Origin of the sequence: Tahibacter aquaticus (assembly GCF_004363655.1) — a bacterium.
Classification (GTDB): domain Bacteria; phylum Pseudomonadota; class Gammaproteobacteria; order Xanthomonadales; family Rhodanobacteraceae; genus Tahibacter; species Tahibacter aquaticus.
In genome coordinates this window covers 49,191-67,940 of record NZ_SNZH01000013.1, presented here as the reverse complement: position 1 = coordinate 67,940, position 18,750 = coordinate 49,191, and the positions used below count along the sequence as shown (strand labels likewise).

The following is an 18,750-nucleotide window of genomic DNA, read 5'->3' as shown; positions in this document are numbered from 1 at the left end:
AGCGCCACGGCCTGTGCGATAGGCCAGCATGGCGTCACGATAGATGCAGTGCAGACGCACTCAATGCAAAGGATGATAAAAATGGACAGGATGTTCGCCCGATTGGCTGCTGCTGTAGTGCTGGCTTGCACCGTTCCGGCATTCGCCGCCACCTGGACACCGCTGGGACCCGAAGGCGGTCCGGTCAGCACCATGCTGGTCGATCCGAATGTCGAGTCCTGGGTCTACGCCCTGGGCCACGCCGGCCTGTTCCGTTCCGAAGACAGCGGCTACACCTGGCGCGAGGCCGGCAAGGGCCTCGACAGCAACAGCCTGTTCTACGCGCACCTGCTGGTGGCCGACCGCGAACGGCCGGGCCGGTTGTACCTGTTCGAAACCGATGGCCGCCTGATGCGCAGCGACGATTTCGGCGAAAACTGGAAGCCGACCGGCTATTGCACCCCGATGCCACAGCTGCCGCTGGCACTGGTAGACGGTGCGGGCGCGGGCGAAGAGCTGTACCTGACCCTGGACCAGCGGTTTGTATACAAAAGTACGGACGGCGGGCGCAGCTTCGCCATGCTCGGCAACGGCCTGCCGGACTGGCGTGCGTTGGCGAGCCTGGCGCAGGATCCACTGGACCCGCTGCACCTCATTGCCGGTGGTGGCGCCATACCTTTCGCTACCGACGATCCGCTGCCGGCCATGTACCAGACCCGCGACGGCGGCCTTAGCTGGAGCGAAGCAGGCCCGGCATTCACGTTCAGCTATACCACCCAGGTGCAGTTTTTCGGCAACGGCTGGGTGGCGGCGCTGTCCAGCGGCAAGCTGTATGTGAGCAGCGACAGCGGGCAGAACTGGGAGTCGCGCGGCGACACGGATGTGCAAGGCATGGTCATGGCCGTGCTGCCGACGATTCCCCAGCAGGCCATGCTGGTGGACTCGCGCCGCTGCTACCGCAGTGCCGACTATTTCCTCACGCTGGACGACTGCAGCAACGGCCTGGGCGGCAGCGCCGCGAGCGTGATCGCCCCGCGCAGCCTGGCAGCGCCGCTGCATGCGGCGCATGCCTATCGCGTGCTGCTGCCGAACAACAACCTGGGCGCGCTGGCCTGGAATGGCGACGGCGAGCGCTGGGAGACTGGCAGCGCTGGGCTGCGTGCCGAATCGGTACGCGGGCTCGCGCTGTTGCCGCAGGACTCGCAGCAGCTTTTCGCCGGTAGAGTCTATTCGGTGCCCGGCCGCGATCCGCTGGCCCGCAGCATGGATGGCGGCGGCGAGTGGCAGACCGCGCTGGGCGACACGATAAAACTCGTGCGCGAACTGCAGATCGATCCGACCCAGGCCGCGACGGCGGCGACCACCCACATCTACGCGGCCGGTGGCGACAACTATAGCTTCGGCGTGAACGGTGCCATCGTCAAAAGCATCGATGGCGGTGCCAGCTGGCAGATCCTGCAGGGCGGCTTGCCCGCGGGTGGTATCGGCGGCATCACGCATCGCCTGGCGCTGGACCCGCGTTCCTGCGCCGCGCCGCCGGCCAGCGGCGCCTGCCAGTCGGGACCGCTGCAGACCGTGTTTGCCCTGAGCGATGCCCAAGGCTCGCTGTCGCACTACCGCGTGATCAAGAGCAACGATGCGGGCGCCCACTGGCAGGCCTCGAGCAGCGGACTGCCGCTGCCGCTGAACGAGCCGGACAGCCAGCAGGTGGTCTTGCCGACCGACCTGGATTTCGACAGCGGCGATGCCACGCTGTATCTGTCCACGGCGGCGTATTACAGCAGCCCGGATGGCTCGCCGCTGACGCCGACCATTGCCAGCGGCGTGTTCCGCAGCAGCGATGGCGGAGCCAGCTGGCGCCAGAGCAGCACGGGTCTGCCGCAGGTCGACGGGGCAGCCGATACCTACCAGCCGGTGCGTGCACTGGTCACGCATCCCCGCCGCGGCGGGCGCGCATGGGCATCGGCCCTCGTCCCTGGCGCGGGCTCGCGCATCTACAAGACCGTGGACGGCGGCGACCACTGGTTGCCCGGCGGCGAGGAGCTGGCCCAGTGCGATGTGCGCGACCTGCGCATCGATCCGGCGGCACCGCAGCTGATCTACGCCGCGGGCTTCGCCCTCACCGGCAATCACGGCTGTGTCTTTCTCAGCGAAGACGGCGGCGAAACCTGGACCGCGCTGCATGCGGGCCTGCCGGTGGCCCGGGTCTCGGATTTGCGCCTGGACCCGCAGGACCAGCGCACCATCCTGGTCACCACCGAACACGGTGTATGGCTGAACAAGGTCGCTCCCGACCGGATCTTCAACGACAACTTCGGCGTGGATTGAGCCGAAGCCGCAGTCCGCATCATCCCCGCTTTGCGCAGCCGCCGGCCGGCAACCGGCTGGACGGCGGGCTGCGCCTGGTTCTTGCCCCGGCGACGGCAGCGTTCGCCCACTCGATCAAAGGAATGAGCAATGTGTATTAAGAAGCTATGTATATCCGTGGCACTGGCAATGGCCTGCGGCACCGTGGCGCAGGCGCAGCAGTGGCAGCCGCAGGGGCCTGATGGTGGCCAGGTGCGCGCCCTGGTACGCGGCTATGCCGGCACTGGCCAGGTGTTCGCCCTGGCCAACAACGGCCTGTTCGTTTCCGACGACGCCGGCCAGCAGTGGCGTGGCATCGGTATCGGGCTGAATACGGTGCCCTACCAGAGCCAGTCGGCGCTGGCGGCCTCGCCCCTGGCCCCGGCGCGGCTATTCCTGTTCGACGGCGACAACCGCCTGATGCGCAGCGAAGACAGCGGCGAGAGCTGGACCGCTACCGGCTACGTGCATCCGCAGTTCGACAGCATCGTCGGTATGGGCATCAGTGCCGCCGGCCTGCTGATCTCGCCCAGCAGCGGCGGTGTATTCCTCAGCACCGACCTTGGCGCCACCTTCGTGCCGACCCAGGGCGTGGATTTTTCGCAGGAGCAGCCGATGGGGGTGCTGGCCGTCAATCCGTCCGCGCCGCTGGAAGTGTTCGCGGGGGTCTTTCTGGGCCCGGTGTTCGACGGCTATCCCAGTCTTTTCCGCAGCGTCGACGGCGGTGTCAACTGGGTGCCGGTACTCCACTCGGAACTGCCGGTGGATATTGCCAATGTCGAGTTCCTGACGGCCAGCGATATCGTCACTTCGCTCGGCGGCGAGGTCTATCGCAGTACCGATGCGGGCGTCAGCTGGACTTCCATAGCGAACTTCCTGCTGGCCGACGCCCATGTCGCGCGTGTTTCGCCCGGCAGCAACGAACTGCTGCTGACCGACGGGCGCGACTGCTATCGCTCGGCGGATTTCTTCGTCACCGCCGCGCAGGCATGCACGGCCGGGCTGCCGCAGTGGGGCGGCGGCAATACCGATTTCGAATCGCTGATCGGCGCGACCGATGCCGCCGGCAAGCACCACGTATTGGCCACGGCGCGCCGCTACGGCGTGATTGCCCTGGACGACACGAGCTATGTCTGGAGTCCGCGCAACCGCCTCCTGCAGGCCGAGACCAGCCACGGCCTGGCCATTGCGCCGACCGATCCGCAGTGGTACCTGAGCGGCCAGTCGCGCACGGACAGCTTCGGCCTGCCGTTGCTGAGCAGCCGCGACGGCGGTGCCAGCTGGCAGCGCGACCTGGGCGACAAGGCGCGGCTTATCCGGACGGTCGCCTTCGATCCCACCCGCAGCGCCGATGCGGCCACGGCCGTGCTGTATGCCGCTGGCGTCAGCCGGCGTCTGCCGGCAGGCCAGACCAACAGCGGCATCTACAAAAGCACCGACGGCGGCGCGAACTGGACGGCGCTCAACGACAACCTGCCGTCCTTCAGCCAGGGAGGCATTTCGGGCGTGCTGCTGGACGTGGTCGATCAGCTCAAGCTGGACCCGCGTTCCTGCGCCCTGCCACCGGCCCGCGGCGCGTGTACGCAAGGCCCGCTCGATACCGTGTTCGCGCTGAGCAAGGGCTCGGGCCAGGACGGCGATTTCCGCGTCATCCGCAGTACCCAGGGCGGCGCACAGTGGAGCGCCGTCGGCGCTGGCCTGCCGGCACGCATCGAGGCCGACGAGTTCATCCAGTCGGTGCATCCGGTCGATCTGGAGTTCGACGCCGCGGGGCAGACCCTCTACCTCGCCCTGGTCGGCAACTACCTGCAATTCGGCGACACCCCGCAGGCGCCCGGCATCGTCAGCGGCGTTTTCGCCAGCACCGACGGTGGCAGCACCTGGACGGCGCGCAACAGTGGCCTGCCTCTGTTCACTGGCTCCAGCACTACCACACGCGATGTGCCTGCGCTGGCTGTGCATCCGCGCCGCAGCGGTGTGCTCTGGGCCGCGCTGGGCGAACCCGGCCTGTCCTCCAGCATCTACCGCAGCAGCGACGGTGGCCTGAGCTGGACCCAGGCCGGCGCGCTGCCGCCGGGTTGCGCCGTGCATGACCTGCAGGTCGATGCGGCGGCGCCGCAGGTGCTGTATGCCGCAGGTACGGCCTTGCAGCAGCAGCGCGGCTGTCTGCTGCGCAGCGAAGACAGCGGCGACAGCTGGACTGCCTTGCACGCGCAGCTGCCGGTGGCCGCGGTGAACGATGTGCGCCAGCAGCCGGGCAACCCGCGCCGCCTGGTCGTCAGCAGCGAGCGTGGCATCTGGACGGCGGACGCACCGGGCGATCGCATCTTCAACACAGGTCTTGACGAAGGCTGATGGGTCTGGCGGCAGGCCGCGGCCGGCGTCAGTGCCGGTGGTGGCGTGTGGATGCGGGCCAGGCAGGGTCTGGCGCAATTCCAGGCTTGCGGTAGCAGGTACGGGTGAATGATCCTGTGGAGTTGCCGTTCTGCGATTGATGCAGTGGCGCCGCGTGCAGCGCAACTGCGCATGGCAACGGGCCACTATGTTCCGCGTCCCAGCTCCCGGACTCCTCATGAAGCGCTTGACCTACTGCCGCCTGGCAGGTGTTTTCCTTGCCGTTGCCAGTACCTGTGCCGCCGCGCAGGACTGGCAGCCGCTAGGCCCCCGCGGCGCCCGCGTCAGCGCCCTGGTGGCTGCCAGCGGCAACAGCAGCCGCATCCTCGCTGCTACCGAGAACGGCCTGTTCCTTTCCATCGGCGAGGGCCAGCGCTGGCGCAGCACCGCCGTCGGTCTGTTCGCTACAGGCGGCACTGGCATTCGTCTGCTGGCGGCGTCGCCGGTTTTGCCCTTGCAGTTTTTCCTGCTCGACAGCGGCGGCCGCCTGCTGCGCAGCGAGGATGGCGGCGAGTCGTGGGCGCCGACCGGCTATGTGCATCCGGCTTTCGACACACCGGTGGCCATGACGGTCACCACCGACGGCCTGCTGATTTCGCACTATTCCGGTGTGCTGCGCAGTACGGACGTCGGCGCCACCTTCGCGCCGGTCGCGGACCTGCCTGCCGGCCAGCCGATGGGCGTGATGGCGATCAACCCGCAGCAGCCGCAGGTGGTCCTGGCCGGTGCATTCCTGGGGCCATTCACACCCGGTGACGCCAGCCTGTATCGCAGTACCGATGGCGGTACCCGCTGGACGCCGCTGGCCGGATTGCCGCCCGGCAATGTCACCGAGATCGAATACGTGTCGGACGGCTCCACCGTCGTTTCCCTCGACGGCGCGGTCTACCGCAGCACCGATGCGGGCCAGAACTGGCAGTTGCTGTTCCAGCTGAGTGGCGGCAGGGTCGTCCGTGTCGAGGCCGGCACGGTACAACTTCTGCTGACCGACGGTCGCAACTGTTTTCGCTCGAGCAACTTCTTCGCCACGGCCCCCACTTCCTGCGCCGATGGCCTGCCGCAGTGGGAATGGGGTTCGGCCGGTTTCAGCACGATCGAATACGCAAGGTCGCTCAATGGCGCCCCGCGGGTACTGATCAACGCACGCCGCTACGGTGTGCTCAGCTACAACCCGTACGCCAATAGCTGGTCGCCCAATGGCATCGAGCTGTTCGGTGTGCCGACGCGCGGACTGGCCATTGCGCCGACCGATTCGAACTGGATTCTCACCGGTCACTGGCTACCCCACAGCGACAACGAACCGCTGCGCATGACCAGGGACGGCGGCGAGTTCTGGCAATACGACCTGGGCCGCTACGCACGGGCCATACGCAGCATCGAATTCGATCCCACGTCGCTGGCCGGCGGCCCGGACTCGACGCGGATCTACGCGTCCGGCGTCGGATTCAGCGCGCAGCCCGTTTTCAACAACAGCGGCGTATTCAAGAGCAGCGACGGCGGCGCCAGCTGGCAAGCGCTCGACAGCGGCCTGCCGTCAAGCGGCGACCCGCCACGCGTCATGATCGGCACGGTACGCAAGGTCAAGCTGGATCCGCGTTCCTGCGCCGCGCCGCCGCCGCAAGGCCCCTGCGCGGCCGGTCCGCTCGATACCGTGTTCGCGCTGGCCGAGGGCGGCTCCGACGCCGCTTATCGCCTGATCCGAAGCCACGAAGGCGGTGCCAACTGGAGCGGCGTCGGCGCGTCTCTGCCTGATGCGATCGTGGGCAGCGACTGGAGCGAGTACGTACTTCCCATCGATATCGAAATGGATCGCTCCGGCGACGCCATCTATGTTTCGTTGTTTGGCGTCTACTACAACGACGACGGCACGCCACGCATTCCCAGCAGTGCCAGCGGGGTGTTCCGCAGCAGCGATGGCGGCAGCACCTGGGCAGCCAGCAATACCGGCCTGCCCCTGGTCGGCGGTTCGGCCACGACAACACGCGACGTATTCGCGCTGGCGGTGCATCCGCGCAAGGCGGGCGTGCTCTGGGCGACGACGGCCGAGATTGGACAGGCCACACGTATCTACCGCAGCGACGACAGCGGCGCCCATTGGACAGCGGCTGGCGCCGCGCTGGACAACTGCGACGTACGCGATCTGCAGGTCGACCCCGCTGCGCCGCAGGTGCTCTACGCGGCCGGCTTCGCCCTGAATCAGAGCAATGGCTGTGTACTGCGCAGCGAAGACGGCGGCACAAGCTGGACACCCTTGCATGCGCAATTGCCGGTTGCCGCGGTGTACGAGGTGCGCAAGGATCCGCAAAATTCACGCCGACTGGTTGTCGCCAGCGACCACGGCATCTGGTCGGTGGAAGCGCCGGGCGACCGGATTTTCGACGACGTCGAGTAGGCGCCGCGCATCGGCCTGGTCGCAGTGCCAGGCGCCGGAGCATGTTCGCCGCCGTTTTGCGTGAAGGGTTGGCATGGGCGCAGGGACTGCTGCGCCGCCGGCCTGTGCACTCGCCGGACCATCAGGGGAAAACCGGGTTCTCTGCGCTACCGCGGCGCCGCTTTGTTGGCGCAGGCTGTCGCAGGCGCCCCATCGGTTTCTGCGGCAGTGCCGGAAGACAACGGATTTCCAGTTTGCAGAATTCGAATCAGGGGTACATCGATGAAAAGCGTTCTTCGTCTTCAGCCGCTTGCCGTGGCTTTGCTGCTGGCATGCATCGCACCGGGCGCTGCCGCGCAATGGACAGGGCGCGGCCCGGCCAGTGGTGCGGTAAGGAATATCCTGGCCGATCCCAACGTCAGCCGCCGCGTCTATGCCATCGGTGACGGCGGTGTGTTCCGCTCCGACGACGCGGGGCGCAGCTGGAGTGGCCAGGGGCGCGGATTGTCGGGCAACGAGGCGAATCCGAAGCAGTTCATCGCCGATGCGGACGTGCCTGGCCGTCTGTACCTGATCGATCTCACCGGCCAGCTGTTCCGCAGCGACGATGCCGCAGCGACCTGGACGGCCACTGGTTTCACCCTGCCCGCCGACAACAACCCGGTTTCGGGTGTGGTCCTGCAAGATGTGCCCGGCAGCCAGAACAGCCTGTTGCTGGCGCTTCCCGGCGGGTACCTGCTGAAAAGCACCGACAACGGCGCGAGCTTCGAATTTTTCAACCTGGGCCTGCTGTGGTCGCGCGACCTGCGTGAACTGGCCTTCGATCCGGCCAACCCGCAGGTGCTGTACGGCACCACGGAATATCCGCAGCAGTTCGGCGGCGCCTGGGTCGTGCGCAGCGGCGACGCCGGCGCCACCTGGGAGGTGCAGACGCCCGGCAACCAGTCCGCCTACGTGCAAGACCTGACCTTTCTCGGCGACGGCCGCCTGATCGCCATCTACAACGACTCGATCAGCACCAGCGAAGACAATGGCCGCAGCTGGCTGCCGCGCCGCTCGGTCGTGTTCGGCACGCGCCTGGTGCGTATTGCGCAGACCGGCCGGCTGTTTGCCATCAGCAACACAGAATGCCTGATGAGCGACAACGAATTTGCCGATGCTGTCGCCTGCACCAGCGGGCTGCGCCCGAACAGCGAGATGTATCCCAGCATTGCCGCGGTTGCCGACGCAACGGAGGGCTGGCGCGTATTGGCCAATGACCGCGTCATTGGGATAAACGCGTTGTCCTCGGCCTCGCCGGCCTGGGCGCCGAGCAACGCAGGATTGCACAACATGCCCGTGCGCGGCCTGGCCTTGCTGCCCGGTCGTCCGCAGACCCTGCTGGCGGGCCGTTACAACGGCCTGGCAGCCGATGCGAAATTCCTGCGCAGCAACGACCGGGGCGCAAGCTGGACCGCCGGCATGACCGGCCTGACCAACGCCCTGCGCTATATCGAAGTCGACAAGACCACGCTGGCGAATCCAGGCGGGGTTCACCTGTACGGTACCGGGCAGGGCATACGCAACGGCAGCGGGCCGCTGGTCGGCGGCATCTTCAAGAGCGTGGACGGCGGCAGCAACTGGGTCGCGCTCGACCAGGGCCTGCCGCCGAACACCGGCAGCGGCGGCGGCGTGCGCATGAGCACGATGCGCAAGATCAAGCTCGATCCGCGTTCCTGCGCCAGTCCACCGGCCCAGGGCGCCTGTACCCAGGGGCCGCTGCAGATTGCCTATGCGCTGGGCTCCAGCGGCGCCGGTGCGGGCTGGAGCGTGGTGCGCAGCACGCAGGCCGGGGCCAACTGGACGCCGGTCGGCAGCGCCCTGCCCAGTGGAATCACGACCGACACCGGCTACGACTCGGTATGGCCTATCGACCTGGAGTTCGACGCGGCCAGCTCGGCGATCTATGTCGCTACCTTCGGTGTCTGGGAAAACGATGATGGCTCGCCGCGCATTCCCGCTATCCGCAACGGCGTGTTCCGCAGCGACAACCGCGGTACCACCTGGAGCGATCGCAGCAACGGCCTGCCGCTGGTTCCCGGTTCGGCCAGCACGCATCAGAACGTCTTCGCGCTGGTTTCCCATCCTGTGCAGGGCGGCGTGCTGTGGGCATCCAGCGTGATCGACGGCGGCGCCTCGCGCATCTACAAGACGCTGGACGGCGGCGCCAACTGGTTTGCCAGCGGCCCGGTGCTGGACAACTGCGATGTACGCGACCTGCAGGTCGATGCACTGGCCCCGAATGTCGTGTTTGCCTCCGGCCATGGCGTGGACGGAAATCCGGGCTGTGTCTGGCGCAGCCTGGACGGCGGTGCCAGCTGGACCTCACTCGGCGGGAATGGCCTGCCGGTGTCGCAGATCCACGAGCTGCGCCAGGATCCGAACGACCGCCAGCGCGTAGTGCTGGCTACCGACCGCGGCGTCTGGGAAGGCCTGGTGCCGGTGGATCGTATTTTCAGCGACCGCGAAATCTGAGCGGGGCCTGCCTGCCGCACGTCCCGGCAGGACGGGCGGCAGGCGCTGGTTCAGCGCGGCGGATTGCTCTTGAGCAGGTCGCGGATCTCGGTCAGCAGCTCCACTTCCGGCGGCGGCGGTGCCGGCGCGGCTTCTTCTTTCTTGATCAGCCGGTTCATCAGCTTGATCACGAGGAAAATCGCGAACGCGACGATGGCGAACTGGATCATCGTATTGAAGAAGGCGCCGAACTGGATCGCCACTTCGCCCTTGCCATCGGCACCGGCAGCCTGCAGCACCCATTTATACGATGAGAAATCTACACCGCCGATCAGGAGACCTATCGGCGGCATGATCACCTGATCCACCAGAGAGGTGACGATCTTGCCGAAGGCTGCACCAATCACCACGCCGACGGCGAGGTCGATGACATTGCCGCGCATTGCAAAAGCTTTGAACTCGCTGAAGAAGCTCATCGTCCGTCTCCTGTTGATTAGCGTATTCCGTGGCCCCCTTGCCGCGGCGAGGGGTTTGTATCACGAATGAATCCGGCGTCTCCGGCACGATTGCACTTGTTCAAACAATACGGCCCTTGAAGGTGGCGATGCCGCCCAGCGTGGCCTCGAAGGTATCGCCGCGCTGCAGTGCGGCCACGCCGGCCGGTGTGCCGGTGAAAATCAGATCGCCGGCAGCCAGCTCATACAGTTTGGACAGCTCGTGGATGATCTCGGCCACGCTGAACACCATCTGGGCGATATCGGTGCGCTGGCGCGGCTCGCCGTTGACCAGCAGGGCCAGGTCGGCATGTTCCGGATGATGCTGCTCGCCCAGCGGGCGAATGGCTGAGATCGGTGCCGAGGCGTCGAAGCCCTTGGCGATATCCCAGGGCATGCCCTTGGCCTTGGCCGCGGCCTGCAGGTCGCGCCGGGTCAGGTCCAGTCCGACTGCATAGCCGAACACATGCGACAGCGCCTGCGCGACAGCGATGTCGCGGCCGCCGCTGTGCAGTGCCACCACCATTTCCACTTCGTGGTGCAGGTCGGCCGTTGCCGACGGGTAGGGCACGTCGGCGCCGTCGGTGACGACGGCATCGGCCGGTTTCATGAAGAACGTTGGCTGGCTGCGATTGACTTCGGCGCCCATCTCCTTGGCGTGGTCGGCGTAGTTGCGGCCTACGCAGTAGATGCGATGCACCGGAAAGCGCAGTGCGCTATCGAGTACCGGCACGCTGGCGACGCTTGGGGCAGGAATGACATAGCTCACGGCAACCTCGGCGCACGAAAAAAGAGAGGCCGAGCATAGCAATCGCGTTTCGCGGCGGCGATGCACCGTGGCGCCGGCGCCCGGGCGTGTTGCCGATTGCGTATGGCCGTAGGGGCGGGTGAGCGCCGCTGCAGGCCCGCGCTATCATGCGGCGCATGAGTGCGACCGCCCACGACGCGACAGAAACCCGCATCCTTGCCCGCTGTACTGAGCTGGACGCGCGCCTGGTCCAGGCCATTCGCGGTATCCGCCTGCTGCAGACCGTGAGCTGGCCCGCCTCGGCCCAGCAGCGTTTCATCGACAACTGGCGCCGGGGCCAGCGCAGCCTGCCCGACGTGCGCTATCAGGCACCCGATCTTTCCCAGGCGCGCGAAGAGCTTGTCAGCATCTACCAGCAGGCCGATGCCGGCCATCCGGTCGGCGACTACCTGCGCCGCAGCGCCGAGTCCTGGCGCATCGCGACCGACCTGCTGCACGCGGTAGGCACCGCTGGCGTGACCGAGCATTCGGTACGCCTGTTCGGCCGCCCCGGCGATACGCTGCCGGGCTCGGAACAGACCAACCTCGACGCCGCGCGCCATTTCATCGGCCTGGCCGGCGAGCTGGACCAGGAAATCCTCGCCAGCGAGGCCGACTACTGCATTCCGGCCGAAACCCTGCAGGCCGAACTGCAAACCCAGCTCGATGCGTTCTTCCGCTTCCACAAGATACAGGTCGAGATCGACCCCGACCTGATCGCCAAGGCCGCGGCCGGACCTACCCGCATCCGCCTGCGCTCGGCGACGTGTTTCTCGGAATACGACCGCCACCAGCTGGTCGAGCACGAAGCCTTTGTGCATTCGCTCACTGGTCTCAACGGTCGCGAGCAGCCGAACCTGAAATCCCTGGGGCGTTCCTCGCCGCGCGTAACCGCGACCCAGGAAGGTCTGGCGGTGTTTGCCGAGCTGATCTCCGGCTCCATCGACATCGAACGCATGAAGCGCATTTCGCTGCGCATCGTCGCCATCGACATGGCTTTGTGCGGTGCCAATTTCATCGAGGTATTCCAGTATTTCCTCGATACCGGCCAGACCGAGTCCGACAGTTTCTCCTCGACCCAGCGCGTATTCCGCGGCGTGCCCGTCAGCGGCGGCGCGGCTTTCACCAAGGACAACGTCTACCTGCACGGCCTGCTCACCGTGCATACCTTCTTCCGCTGGGCGCTGAAGCATCGTCGCCTGAATCTTTCCCGCGCCTTGTTCGCCGGCAAGATGACCTTGCACGACGTGATTGCGCTGGAGCCGTATTTCGAATCGGGGTATATCGCGCAGCCGCTGTATCTGCCGCCGTGGGCGCAGCGGGCGAATGGCCTGGCGGGGATGCTGGCGTTTTCGTTGTTTGCCAATCACATTCGAATTGGGAATGTGGGGGTGGATGATTTGGTATTGGGGGTTTAGGTTTTGGTCCATTCCTGGGGAATGGGGCGGTTTTTTCCGTCTGCGGTGGCCTTTTCTATCTTTGTGTGCTGAAGACGGGCGAGGGCGGTTTTGCTTGCCGGCGGTTTGCGGCTTTGTTCGATTCGCAGCGAGCGGCAACAGCGGTTTCGCCCGCCAGCGGCGTAGGTCGCTGTTGGGCTCGAAGTCACATAAGCAAAGGCGGTTTCGCCCGCCTGCGGCGCGCGACCTTCTTTCTCTTTGCTTGGCCCGAAGAGAAAGAAGGCAAAGAGAAAGGGCATCCCAGATGCCGCGGCATATGGGGCCCCGGAAGAGGCGCGCTTCCTGCGCGCAGAAGCAAACGGCCAAAGCAACAGCAACAGCCAGAGCAACAGCAATGGCTAAAGCACAATCACGAGCTACGGCTACGGCTACGGCTACGGCTACGGCAAGATGTATGGTCGACAGTGCGGCAAGGCGGCTCTCTTCTTTTGCCACTTTCCCTCAAACTTTTTGCTTGGGGGCGCGGCCGGAAGAGGGGTAGGCGGTTAAGTGAGCGACCTTGCTGGATTTTTCCGGGTGCCTTCGCAAGGCAATAGTCAATCTCCTTGCGCGCAGACACAGCGGCAATGGCAAGGGCGTCCTCGGTAGCGGGGGATGAGCAACGCGAATTGCACCGCATGTGTTGCCGGCAGCAGGGCGTCGATCGGGGGCAGGCGGCGCAATTCGCTGCGCGCATCGCACCCTGCGTCAGCGCTTTTCCTGCCGATGACGCTTTGCCGGGGCGACGAAAGGGGCTGGATCGGCGCCAGGCCGCAACGGGGCTTCACGTTCGCGGTGTTCCCCGGCGAGCTGCTCTCGTTTTGAAAATTTTCCCTCCATTTCAACAGCTTCCTGGCTGTCGCCGGGACAGGAATCGACGGACTTTCATGTCCTTTCGACTTATGTCCACAGGACAAACCTGCACCCTTACTCCAGGCGCACGCTTGGATTCCGCGATTCCCTACCCTGTCGACTGCAAAGAAATGTGACGCGTGCGCGCTGGCGATAGCTTGCCGCTAGTCTTCACCGGCGCGTGGGACTGGCCTGGGTTATGGCTGGCCACGAGGATCACCAGGGGGAGCAGGCGCAGTCCGAGAGCTGCGCATGGGCCCAGACACGGCGGCCAGGACGGTCGCCGTGTCACTTTGCAAGACACGTGTACGACGACACGTCCGGGCCCTGGCTGCCTGCGTCGACTACCTCAAGCGAATGCGACGGATTCGGGCCGGACAGGAATGTCCGCTGCCTCAGCGTCGCGCTTTGGCGTGGCGGCGCAGGCCGAGGATCAGTTCGTCGAGTTCGGCCGGTATCGGCCGAACGCGGGCTGCGCCGCTGTCGAACAGGTCGGCCACGGCTTTTTCGTAGCGACGGTAGCTGTCGCGATTCTCAAAAACGTCGTTGTCGCCGAAACCCAGGTGCTCTTTTGCATCGTCCGTGGCGAGGCCGTCGATGCCGACCGGCACGGTCAGCAGCACGAAGCAGGTGCCATCGTCGCTGAGGCCTTGAAAGATATAAGTGAACTTGTCTGCCCAGGCGAAGCCGTCGTCGGGCATGAACTGCGCCAGGAGGCGGATGCCGCGGCCGCCCGGGCCGAAGTGCAGGGTCTTGCGCTGGGTACTGTGCTGGGCGTGCATGTCGACGAAGGGCAGGAAGGGCCAGTCCGGCATGGCCTGCGGATCGCCGGCGATCCACTGTTGCAGCCTGGCCAGTTCTTCCTGCTGCGCGGGTTCGTTGTCGTCGTCGCTCTTGTCGTAGATATGCAGGTACGGCTCCACCGGCAGCACGCGCAAGGCGGTGCCGAACGCGCCTTCGCCTGGATAGCAGGTGGAAAGGTCGATACTGAGATGCTCGGGCATATTGCTGAAGTCGGGCTTGAGCGACAGCAGCGGATCGGCCGCCAGGTCCTTGCGTGCCTGCGCGTCGTACAGCGGTGTCGCGGGAATGCGTTGCCACTGCGCTTTGCAGCCTGCCGGCAGCTGCAGCGACCAGCCGTCCATGGCGATGCGCGCGGCAGCGGCCGGGCCGGCGGAAAGCAGGGCCAACGCGGCAGCGGCGAGTCCGGCCAATAGTGTCGTCCGCCTGACCGTGGCACCGGGTTGCTCGTCGGCGCTACTGGGCTGATTTGGCATCGAGCTTGCTCCGCTGGTTTTACGCGAAGTATAGGCAGCCCGCCGGCCCGCTGCGCCGGCGGCAGATGCTTGCGCAGCGGCAGGCGTTCCTGCCTGTGCTGCGTTCAGTCGAAGCTGTCGGTAAACAGCAGGTCGCTGCGACTGCGTGCCAAAAATTCTAAATACACTTCAATATTCGTATACCCGGCGACGCCGAGCAGCGGCGAGGACAGCTGCATGCCGTTGTTGTCCGCCAAGGCGGCATTCAGGCCCAGTGCGGTGTGTTGAGCCTCGAACGCATCGGGCAGGCCGTCGCCGTCGCTGTCGGTCGGCGCGGGCGGTGGCAGGCCCGACGGAAAATCCAGGGTGAGCGCGTCCGCAGCCACTGGCTGTTCCTGCGGCAGCTCGGGAATGCTGGCGGACAGCACGGAGGCCTGGTAGCGCCGGTCCATCGCATCGTGCGGCAGCGCGCCGGCGGCGAGGGCGAGACTCTGGCGCAGGCCGTTGCCGGGGCGGTAGTCCAGCAGCGGAAAGTCGTGCCGTGTACTGCGGCGCTGCGATGTGCCCAAGGCGGTATTGCCGCTGGGGCCGGGTGGAAAATCATTGCAGCAATAGAACAGCTGGTAGTCGGCCAGCCCGGCGAAGCGATCGATGCGGTTGTCGCTGACGAAAAGCGAATTCTGCCGCGGCGGATCGCCGGCATCGCCGCCGAGCAGGCTGTAGGCGGCCAGGCCGAAAGAGAAATCATGGCGTACCCGGAAGCGGTTGCCGACCAGGTTCAATTGCACGCGAAACGGCCCGTTGACCGCATCGGCGTCGACCCAGGGCCCGTAGTCGATGAAATAGCCCGGATCGAAGTAGTAGTTGTTGCTGACCTCCAGCCGCAGCGGCAGGTTCTGGCAGGCATCGATCAGGCGCGGCGGCATATCGTCCTGCGAACTGGATTCGCAAGTGATTTCCGGCAGCCGTCCCTTGATCCGGTACCACAGGTTGCGCGCCAGCGTGATGCCGTCCAACGGATAGGCGTTGCTGGAATAGTTCAGCAGCACGCCGCCGTAAGTCGCGTGGTCGCCCACGGTTTCCGCAATAATGGAATTCTGTATTGTGATGCGCGAAGCCCAGCTCAGTTGGATCGCCTCGTCGCTGGCATTGGCCAGCGAAACATGGTCGATCATGGCTGTGCGCATGCCGTCCAGGCGCAAGGCATCGTCGCTGCCTGGGCAGTTGCCGGCGGAGCTGAGCTGACAGGCCGGGCGTGAGCGTAGGTGGCGCACGACCAGGTTGTCGCAGGCCACGCCGCCGTAGTGGGTGCCGCAGACAAGGCCGCGCACGATCACGCCGCCGGGCGAACTTTGCCCGGCAATCGTCACGTCGCCGGCGCGCACCGTGGCAATGCCGTCGATCACACCGCTCACCTTGAACAGCACCGTGCGCGCACCGTTCTGGCGCAGCGCCCAGTTGAGCGATCCGCTGTTGCCGCTGCCGTTGGTGCCGGCGGCATCGGCATCCAGCGTGGTCACGTACAGCACACGCCCGCCGCGGCCGCCGCTGGCCTCGGCGCCGAAGCCTTCGGCGCCGGGAAAACTCGGCAAGATCTGTGCCTGGCCCGTGCCCGCCATGGCCAGGCACAGGGCCAGAATGCTCCCTCGAATCCGCCGTCGCATTGCCTGCTCCCGTGCCCTGTGCAATTGCCGGCTCAAGCGTAAAACCGCGTGGCTACAGGACAAAGCTGCGGACTGCGTCCCACTCGTGCTGCAGCGCGCCAGTCAAAGCCGCCAACGTCGTCGCAATGCAATCGTGCTGCCATACTGCACCGTTATACGTCTCGTTTTTGCGCCATAGGGCGTATTTGGGAGGGGTGGGGAAATGGGGAGTTTCAACAAGACCGCGGCCGCCTGGCGTGCCGTGATGGGTATTTTTGCGTCCGCGCAAATTAGCGGCACGGTATACGCCGCCAGTCCGGATCATCACGAATTCGAAGCCACGCTGGAAGCGCCCTATCGCGGCGAAAAAGGCGAGGCGCGCGAATTCGTGCTGAATTTTGCCTATCCGGATGCGACCGATCCGGCAACGGTAGCCTGGCGCCTGGAATTGACCGATGCCGACGGCGCTCGCCTGCAGCACTGGTACGGCGAAGTGCCGTTCTACGGCAAGCCTGTCGTCGTGCGCGTGCCCTGGGACGGCCGCGATGCGCAACGCAAGGCCCTGGACAACGGGCACTACCGCATCAAGTTGCTAGCCACTACGGGCGAACCGTTGCTGACGCGTACGCCTGCCGGCGCGCTGGAGCAGCGCGTCGAGCAGGTACTGGCGGGCGCCGATCTGCGCATCGAGCAGAGCTGGGATGTCGAAGTCGGCACGCCGGCGCGTCCGGTCATGCCGGTGTTCAAGGCCTTGCCGGTCGGCAGTGCCGGCGAAGCGCTGGCCAAGAGTGCGCCGGCTACGGGCGGCCTTCCCTATACGGTGTATTTCGGCAATCTGCATAGCCAGACCAATGATTCCGACGGCGGTGGCGCGATCGCTTCCTGCACCTCGTCGCAGGCAGCGCAAAGCGGGCAATACGGCCCGGCGGCAGCGTTTCCGTATGCGCGCGGCAAGGGTCTGGATTTCCTCATGACCTCCGAGCACAACCACTATTTCGACGGCTCGTCCGGCACCAATGCCTCGGCCACGCCGGCCACGGCGAAAAACCGCTACGCCGCCGGACGCAGCGCGGCGAGCAGCTTCAACAGCGCCAATCCAGGCTTCCTCGCGCTGTATGGCATGGAATGGGGCGTGATCTCCGGCGGCGGCCATCTCAATATCGTCAACGCCAACCTGCTCGCGGCCTGGGAATACAACAGTTCCAACCAGCTGCTCGGCGACCTGCTGACGCCAAAGAGCAACTACAGCGCTTTGTATACGACCATGCGCGAACGCGGCTGGGTAGGCCAGTTCAATCATCCGGACACTTCGGATCAGTTCCCCGTTGGCAGCACCGTCATGGGCTACAGCGCCGACGGCGACGAGGTGATGGTGGCGGCGGAAATTCTCAACACGTCGGCCTTCTCGTCCAATACCAGCGAAACCGAGACCAGCCGCAGTACCTACGAGGGTGCCTTCAACAAGCTGCTGGAGCGCGGCTTTCATATCGCGCCGACCAGCAACCAGGATAACCACTGCGCCAACTGGGGCGCGTCGTACACCAACCGCACCGGCGTACTGCTGCCCAGTGGACAGGCCTTGAACGAAGCCAACTTCGTCGCCGCGCTCAAGGCCCGCCGCGTCTACGCCAGCATGGACAAGAACTCGCAGCTGATCTTCACCGCCAACGGCCGGGTGATGGGCGAGCGATTCAGCAACAGCGGCAGCCTGAACCTGGTGGCGAATTTCGCCAACAGCGCCGGCCGCACGGCTTCGCAGGTGCGCATCTATGAAGGCGTGCCCGGCCGCAACGGCACGGTCACGCAGCTGGCTGCCACCGGCAGCATCACCGTCACGCCCAGCGCCGGTGCACATTTCTACTATGCCAAAGTGACCCAGGACGACGGCAAGATTCTCTGGTCCGCACCGATCTGGGTGACCCAGGGCAGCGGCGGCGGCGATACCACGCCGCCGACGGTCGGTGCCAGCGTCAGCGGCAGCAGCGGCACCATCGCGCTGAATGCCACGGCCAGCGACAACGTCGGCGTCGACCGCGTCGAATTCCGTGTCGACGGTACGCTCAAGGGCAGCGACAGCAGTTCGCCGTATTCGCTGAGCCTGGACTCGACCACGCTGAGCAACGGCAGCCACAGCCTGGTGACCCGCGCCTACGATGCGGCGGGCAACAGCACCAACTCCAGCGCGGTGAACTTCAGTGTCAGCAATACCAGCGGCGGCACCCTGGTAGAACGCATCGTCAACGGCAGCTTCGAAGCCGGCTCGGGCTCGTGGACTGCCACCAGCGGCGTGATCACCAGTTCCGCCAGCGTAGCCGCGCACGGCGGCAGCTGGAAAGCCTGGATGAACGGCTACGGCAGTGCGGCGACCGATACGGTCTACCAGTCCGTGGCGATTCCGGCGGCGGCGACGCAGGCGACGCTGAGCTTCTGGCTCGACGTGATCACCGACGAAACCAGCACTACCCAGGCCTGGGATACCTTGACCGTGGAGCTGCGCAACAGCAGCAATGCGGTCATTGCGACCTTGGGGACGTATTCCAATCTCAACGCGCCGGGCGGCTATACGCAGAAGAGTTTCGACCTGCTGGCCTACAAGGGCCAGACCGTACGCGTGTATTTCAAGGGCGTGGAGGGTTCGCAGGTGGCGACGTCGTTTGTGGTCGACGATGTGAGCCTGCTGACCCGCTGATACGGCGAAA

The 18,750-nt window shown here is 65.8% G+C and carries 11 protein-coding genes; 6 read left to right on the top strand and 5 right to left on the bottom strand.

The annotated features are described in order from the left end of the window. Positions 1 to 81: 81 nt before the first annotated feature. The 4 genes from DFR29_RS19485 to DFR29_RS19470 all read left to right on the top strand — a co-directional run bounded on the left by DFR29_RS19485 (position 82) and on the right by DFR29_RS19470 (position 9,604). A complete protein-coding gene (locus tag DFR29_RS19485) occupies positions 82 to 2,307 on the top strand; it encodes a WD40/YVTN/BNR-like repeat-containing protein (protein ID WP_133820311.1) in 2,226 nt (741 codons plus the stop codon). A gap of 129 nt (positions 2,308 to 2,436) precedes the next feature. Next, entirely contained in the window at positions 2,437 to 4,680 is a 2,244-nt protein-coding gene (locus DFR29_RS19480; protein ID WP_133820310.1) for a WD40/YVTN/BNR-like repeat-containing protein, read from the top strand. A 217-nt stretch (positions 4,681 to 4,897) separates the two neighbouring features. Beyond that, positions 4,898 to 7,111, top strand: coding sequence for a WD40/YVTN/BNR-like repeat-containing protein (locus DFR29_RS19475; protein WP_133820309.1), 2,214 nt, complete (start codon positions 4,898 to 4,900; stop codon positions 7,109 to 7,111). 261 nt (positions 7,112 to 7,372) lie between these two features. Continuing rightward, positions 7,373 to 9,604 (top strand): WD40/YVTN/BNR-like repeat-containing protein, encoded by a 2,232-nt coding sequence (locus tag DFR29_RS19470; RefSeq protein ID WP_133820308.1) that lies wholly within the window; start codon positions 7,373 to 7,375, stop codon positions 9,602 to 9,604. Between the two features lie 50 nt (positions 9,605 to 9,654). On the opposite strand, the gene mscL is transcribed toward DFR29_RS19470, so the two are convergent. Further along, positions 9,655 to 10,059 carry a large-conductance mechanosensitive channel protein MscL gene (gene mscL / locus DFR29_RS19465; RefSeq protein WP_133820307.1) on the bottom strand — a complete coding sequence of 135 codons (405 nt, stop codon included), beginning with the start codon at positions 10,057 to 10,059 and terminating at the stop codon, positions 9,655 to 9,657. Between the two features lie 100 nt (positions 10,060 to 10,159). Then, positions 10,160 to 10,846 carry a fumarylacetoacetate hydrolase family protein gene (locus tag DFR29_RS19460; RefSeq protein WP_133820306.1) on the bottom strand — a complete coding sequence of 229 codons (687 nt, stop codon included), beginning with the start codon at positions 10,844 to 10,846 and terminating at the stop codon, positions 10,160 to 10,162. A 155-nt stretch (positions 10,847 to 11,001) separates the two neighbouring features. Between DFR29_RS19460 and DFR29_RS19455 the strand changes: the two genes are divergently transcribed. Beyond that, a complete protein-coding gene (locus DFR29_RS19455; protein WP_133820305.1) occupies positions 11,002 to 12,282 on the top strand; it encodes a peptidase MATCAP family protein in 1,281 nt (426 codons plus the stop codon). Here DFR29_RS19455 and DFR29_RS19450 read toward each other — a convergent pair. The 3 genes from DFR29_RS19450 to DFR29_RS19440 form a co-directional block, all read right to left on the bottom strand. Next, positions 12,279 to 12,560, bottom strand: a complete 282-nt coding sequence (locus DFR29_RS19450) for a hypothetical protein (RefSeq protein WP_133820304.1) — start codon at positions 12,558 to 12,560, stop codon at positions 12,279 to 12,281. The genes DFR29_RS19455 and DFR29_RS19450 overlap by 4 nt on opposite strands. A 987-nt stretch (positions 12,561 to 13,547) precedes the next feature. Continuing rightward, positions 13,548 to 14,429 carry a hypothetical protein gene (locus DFR29_RS19445; RefSeq protein ID WP_133820303.1) on the bottom strand — a complete coding sequence of 294 codons (882 nt, stop codon included), beginning with the start codon at positions 14,427 to 14,429 and terminating at the stop codon, positions 13,548 to 13,550. A 104-nt stretch (positions 14,430 to 14,533) separates the two neighbouring features. Beyond that, complete coding sequence (locus tag DFR29_RS19440; RefSeq protein WP_133820302.1) at positions 14,534 to 16,072, bottom strand: hypothetical protein; 1,539 nt, start codon at positions 16,070 to 16,072, stop codon at positions 14,534 to 14,536. A 202-nt stretch (positions 16,073 to 16,274) separates the two neighbouring features. On the opposite strand from DFR29_RS19440, the gene DFR29_RS19435 reads away from it, so the two are divergent. Continuing rightward, positions 16,275 to 18,740: a CehA/McbA family metallohydrolase gene (locus DFR29_RS19435; protein WP_166654214.1), complete on the top strand. Its 2,466-nt coding sequence runs from the start codon at positions 16,275 to 16,277 to the stop codon at positions 18,738 to 18,740. Positions 18,741 to 18,750 lie beyond the last annotated feature (10 nt).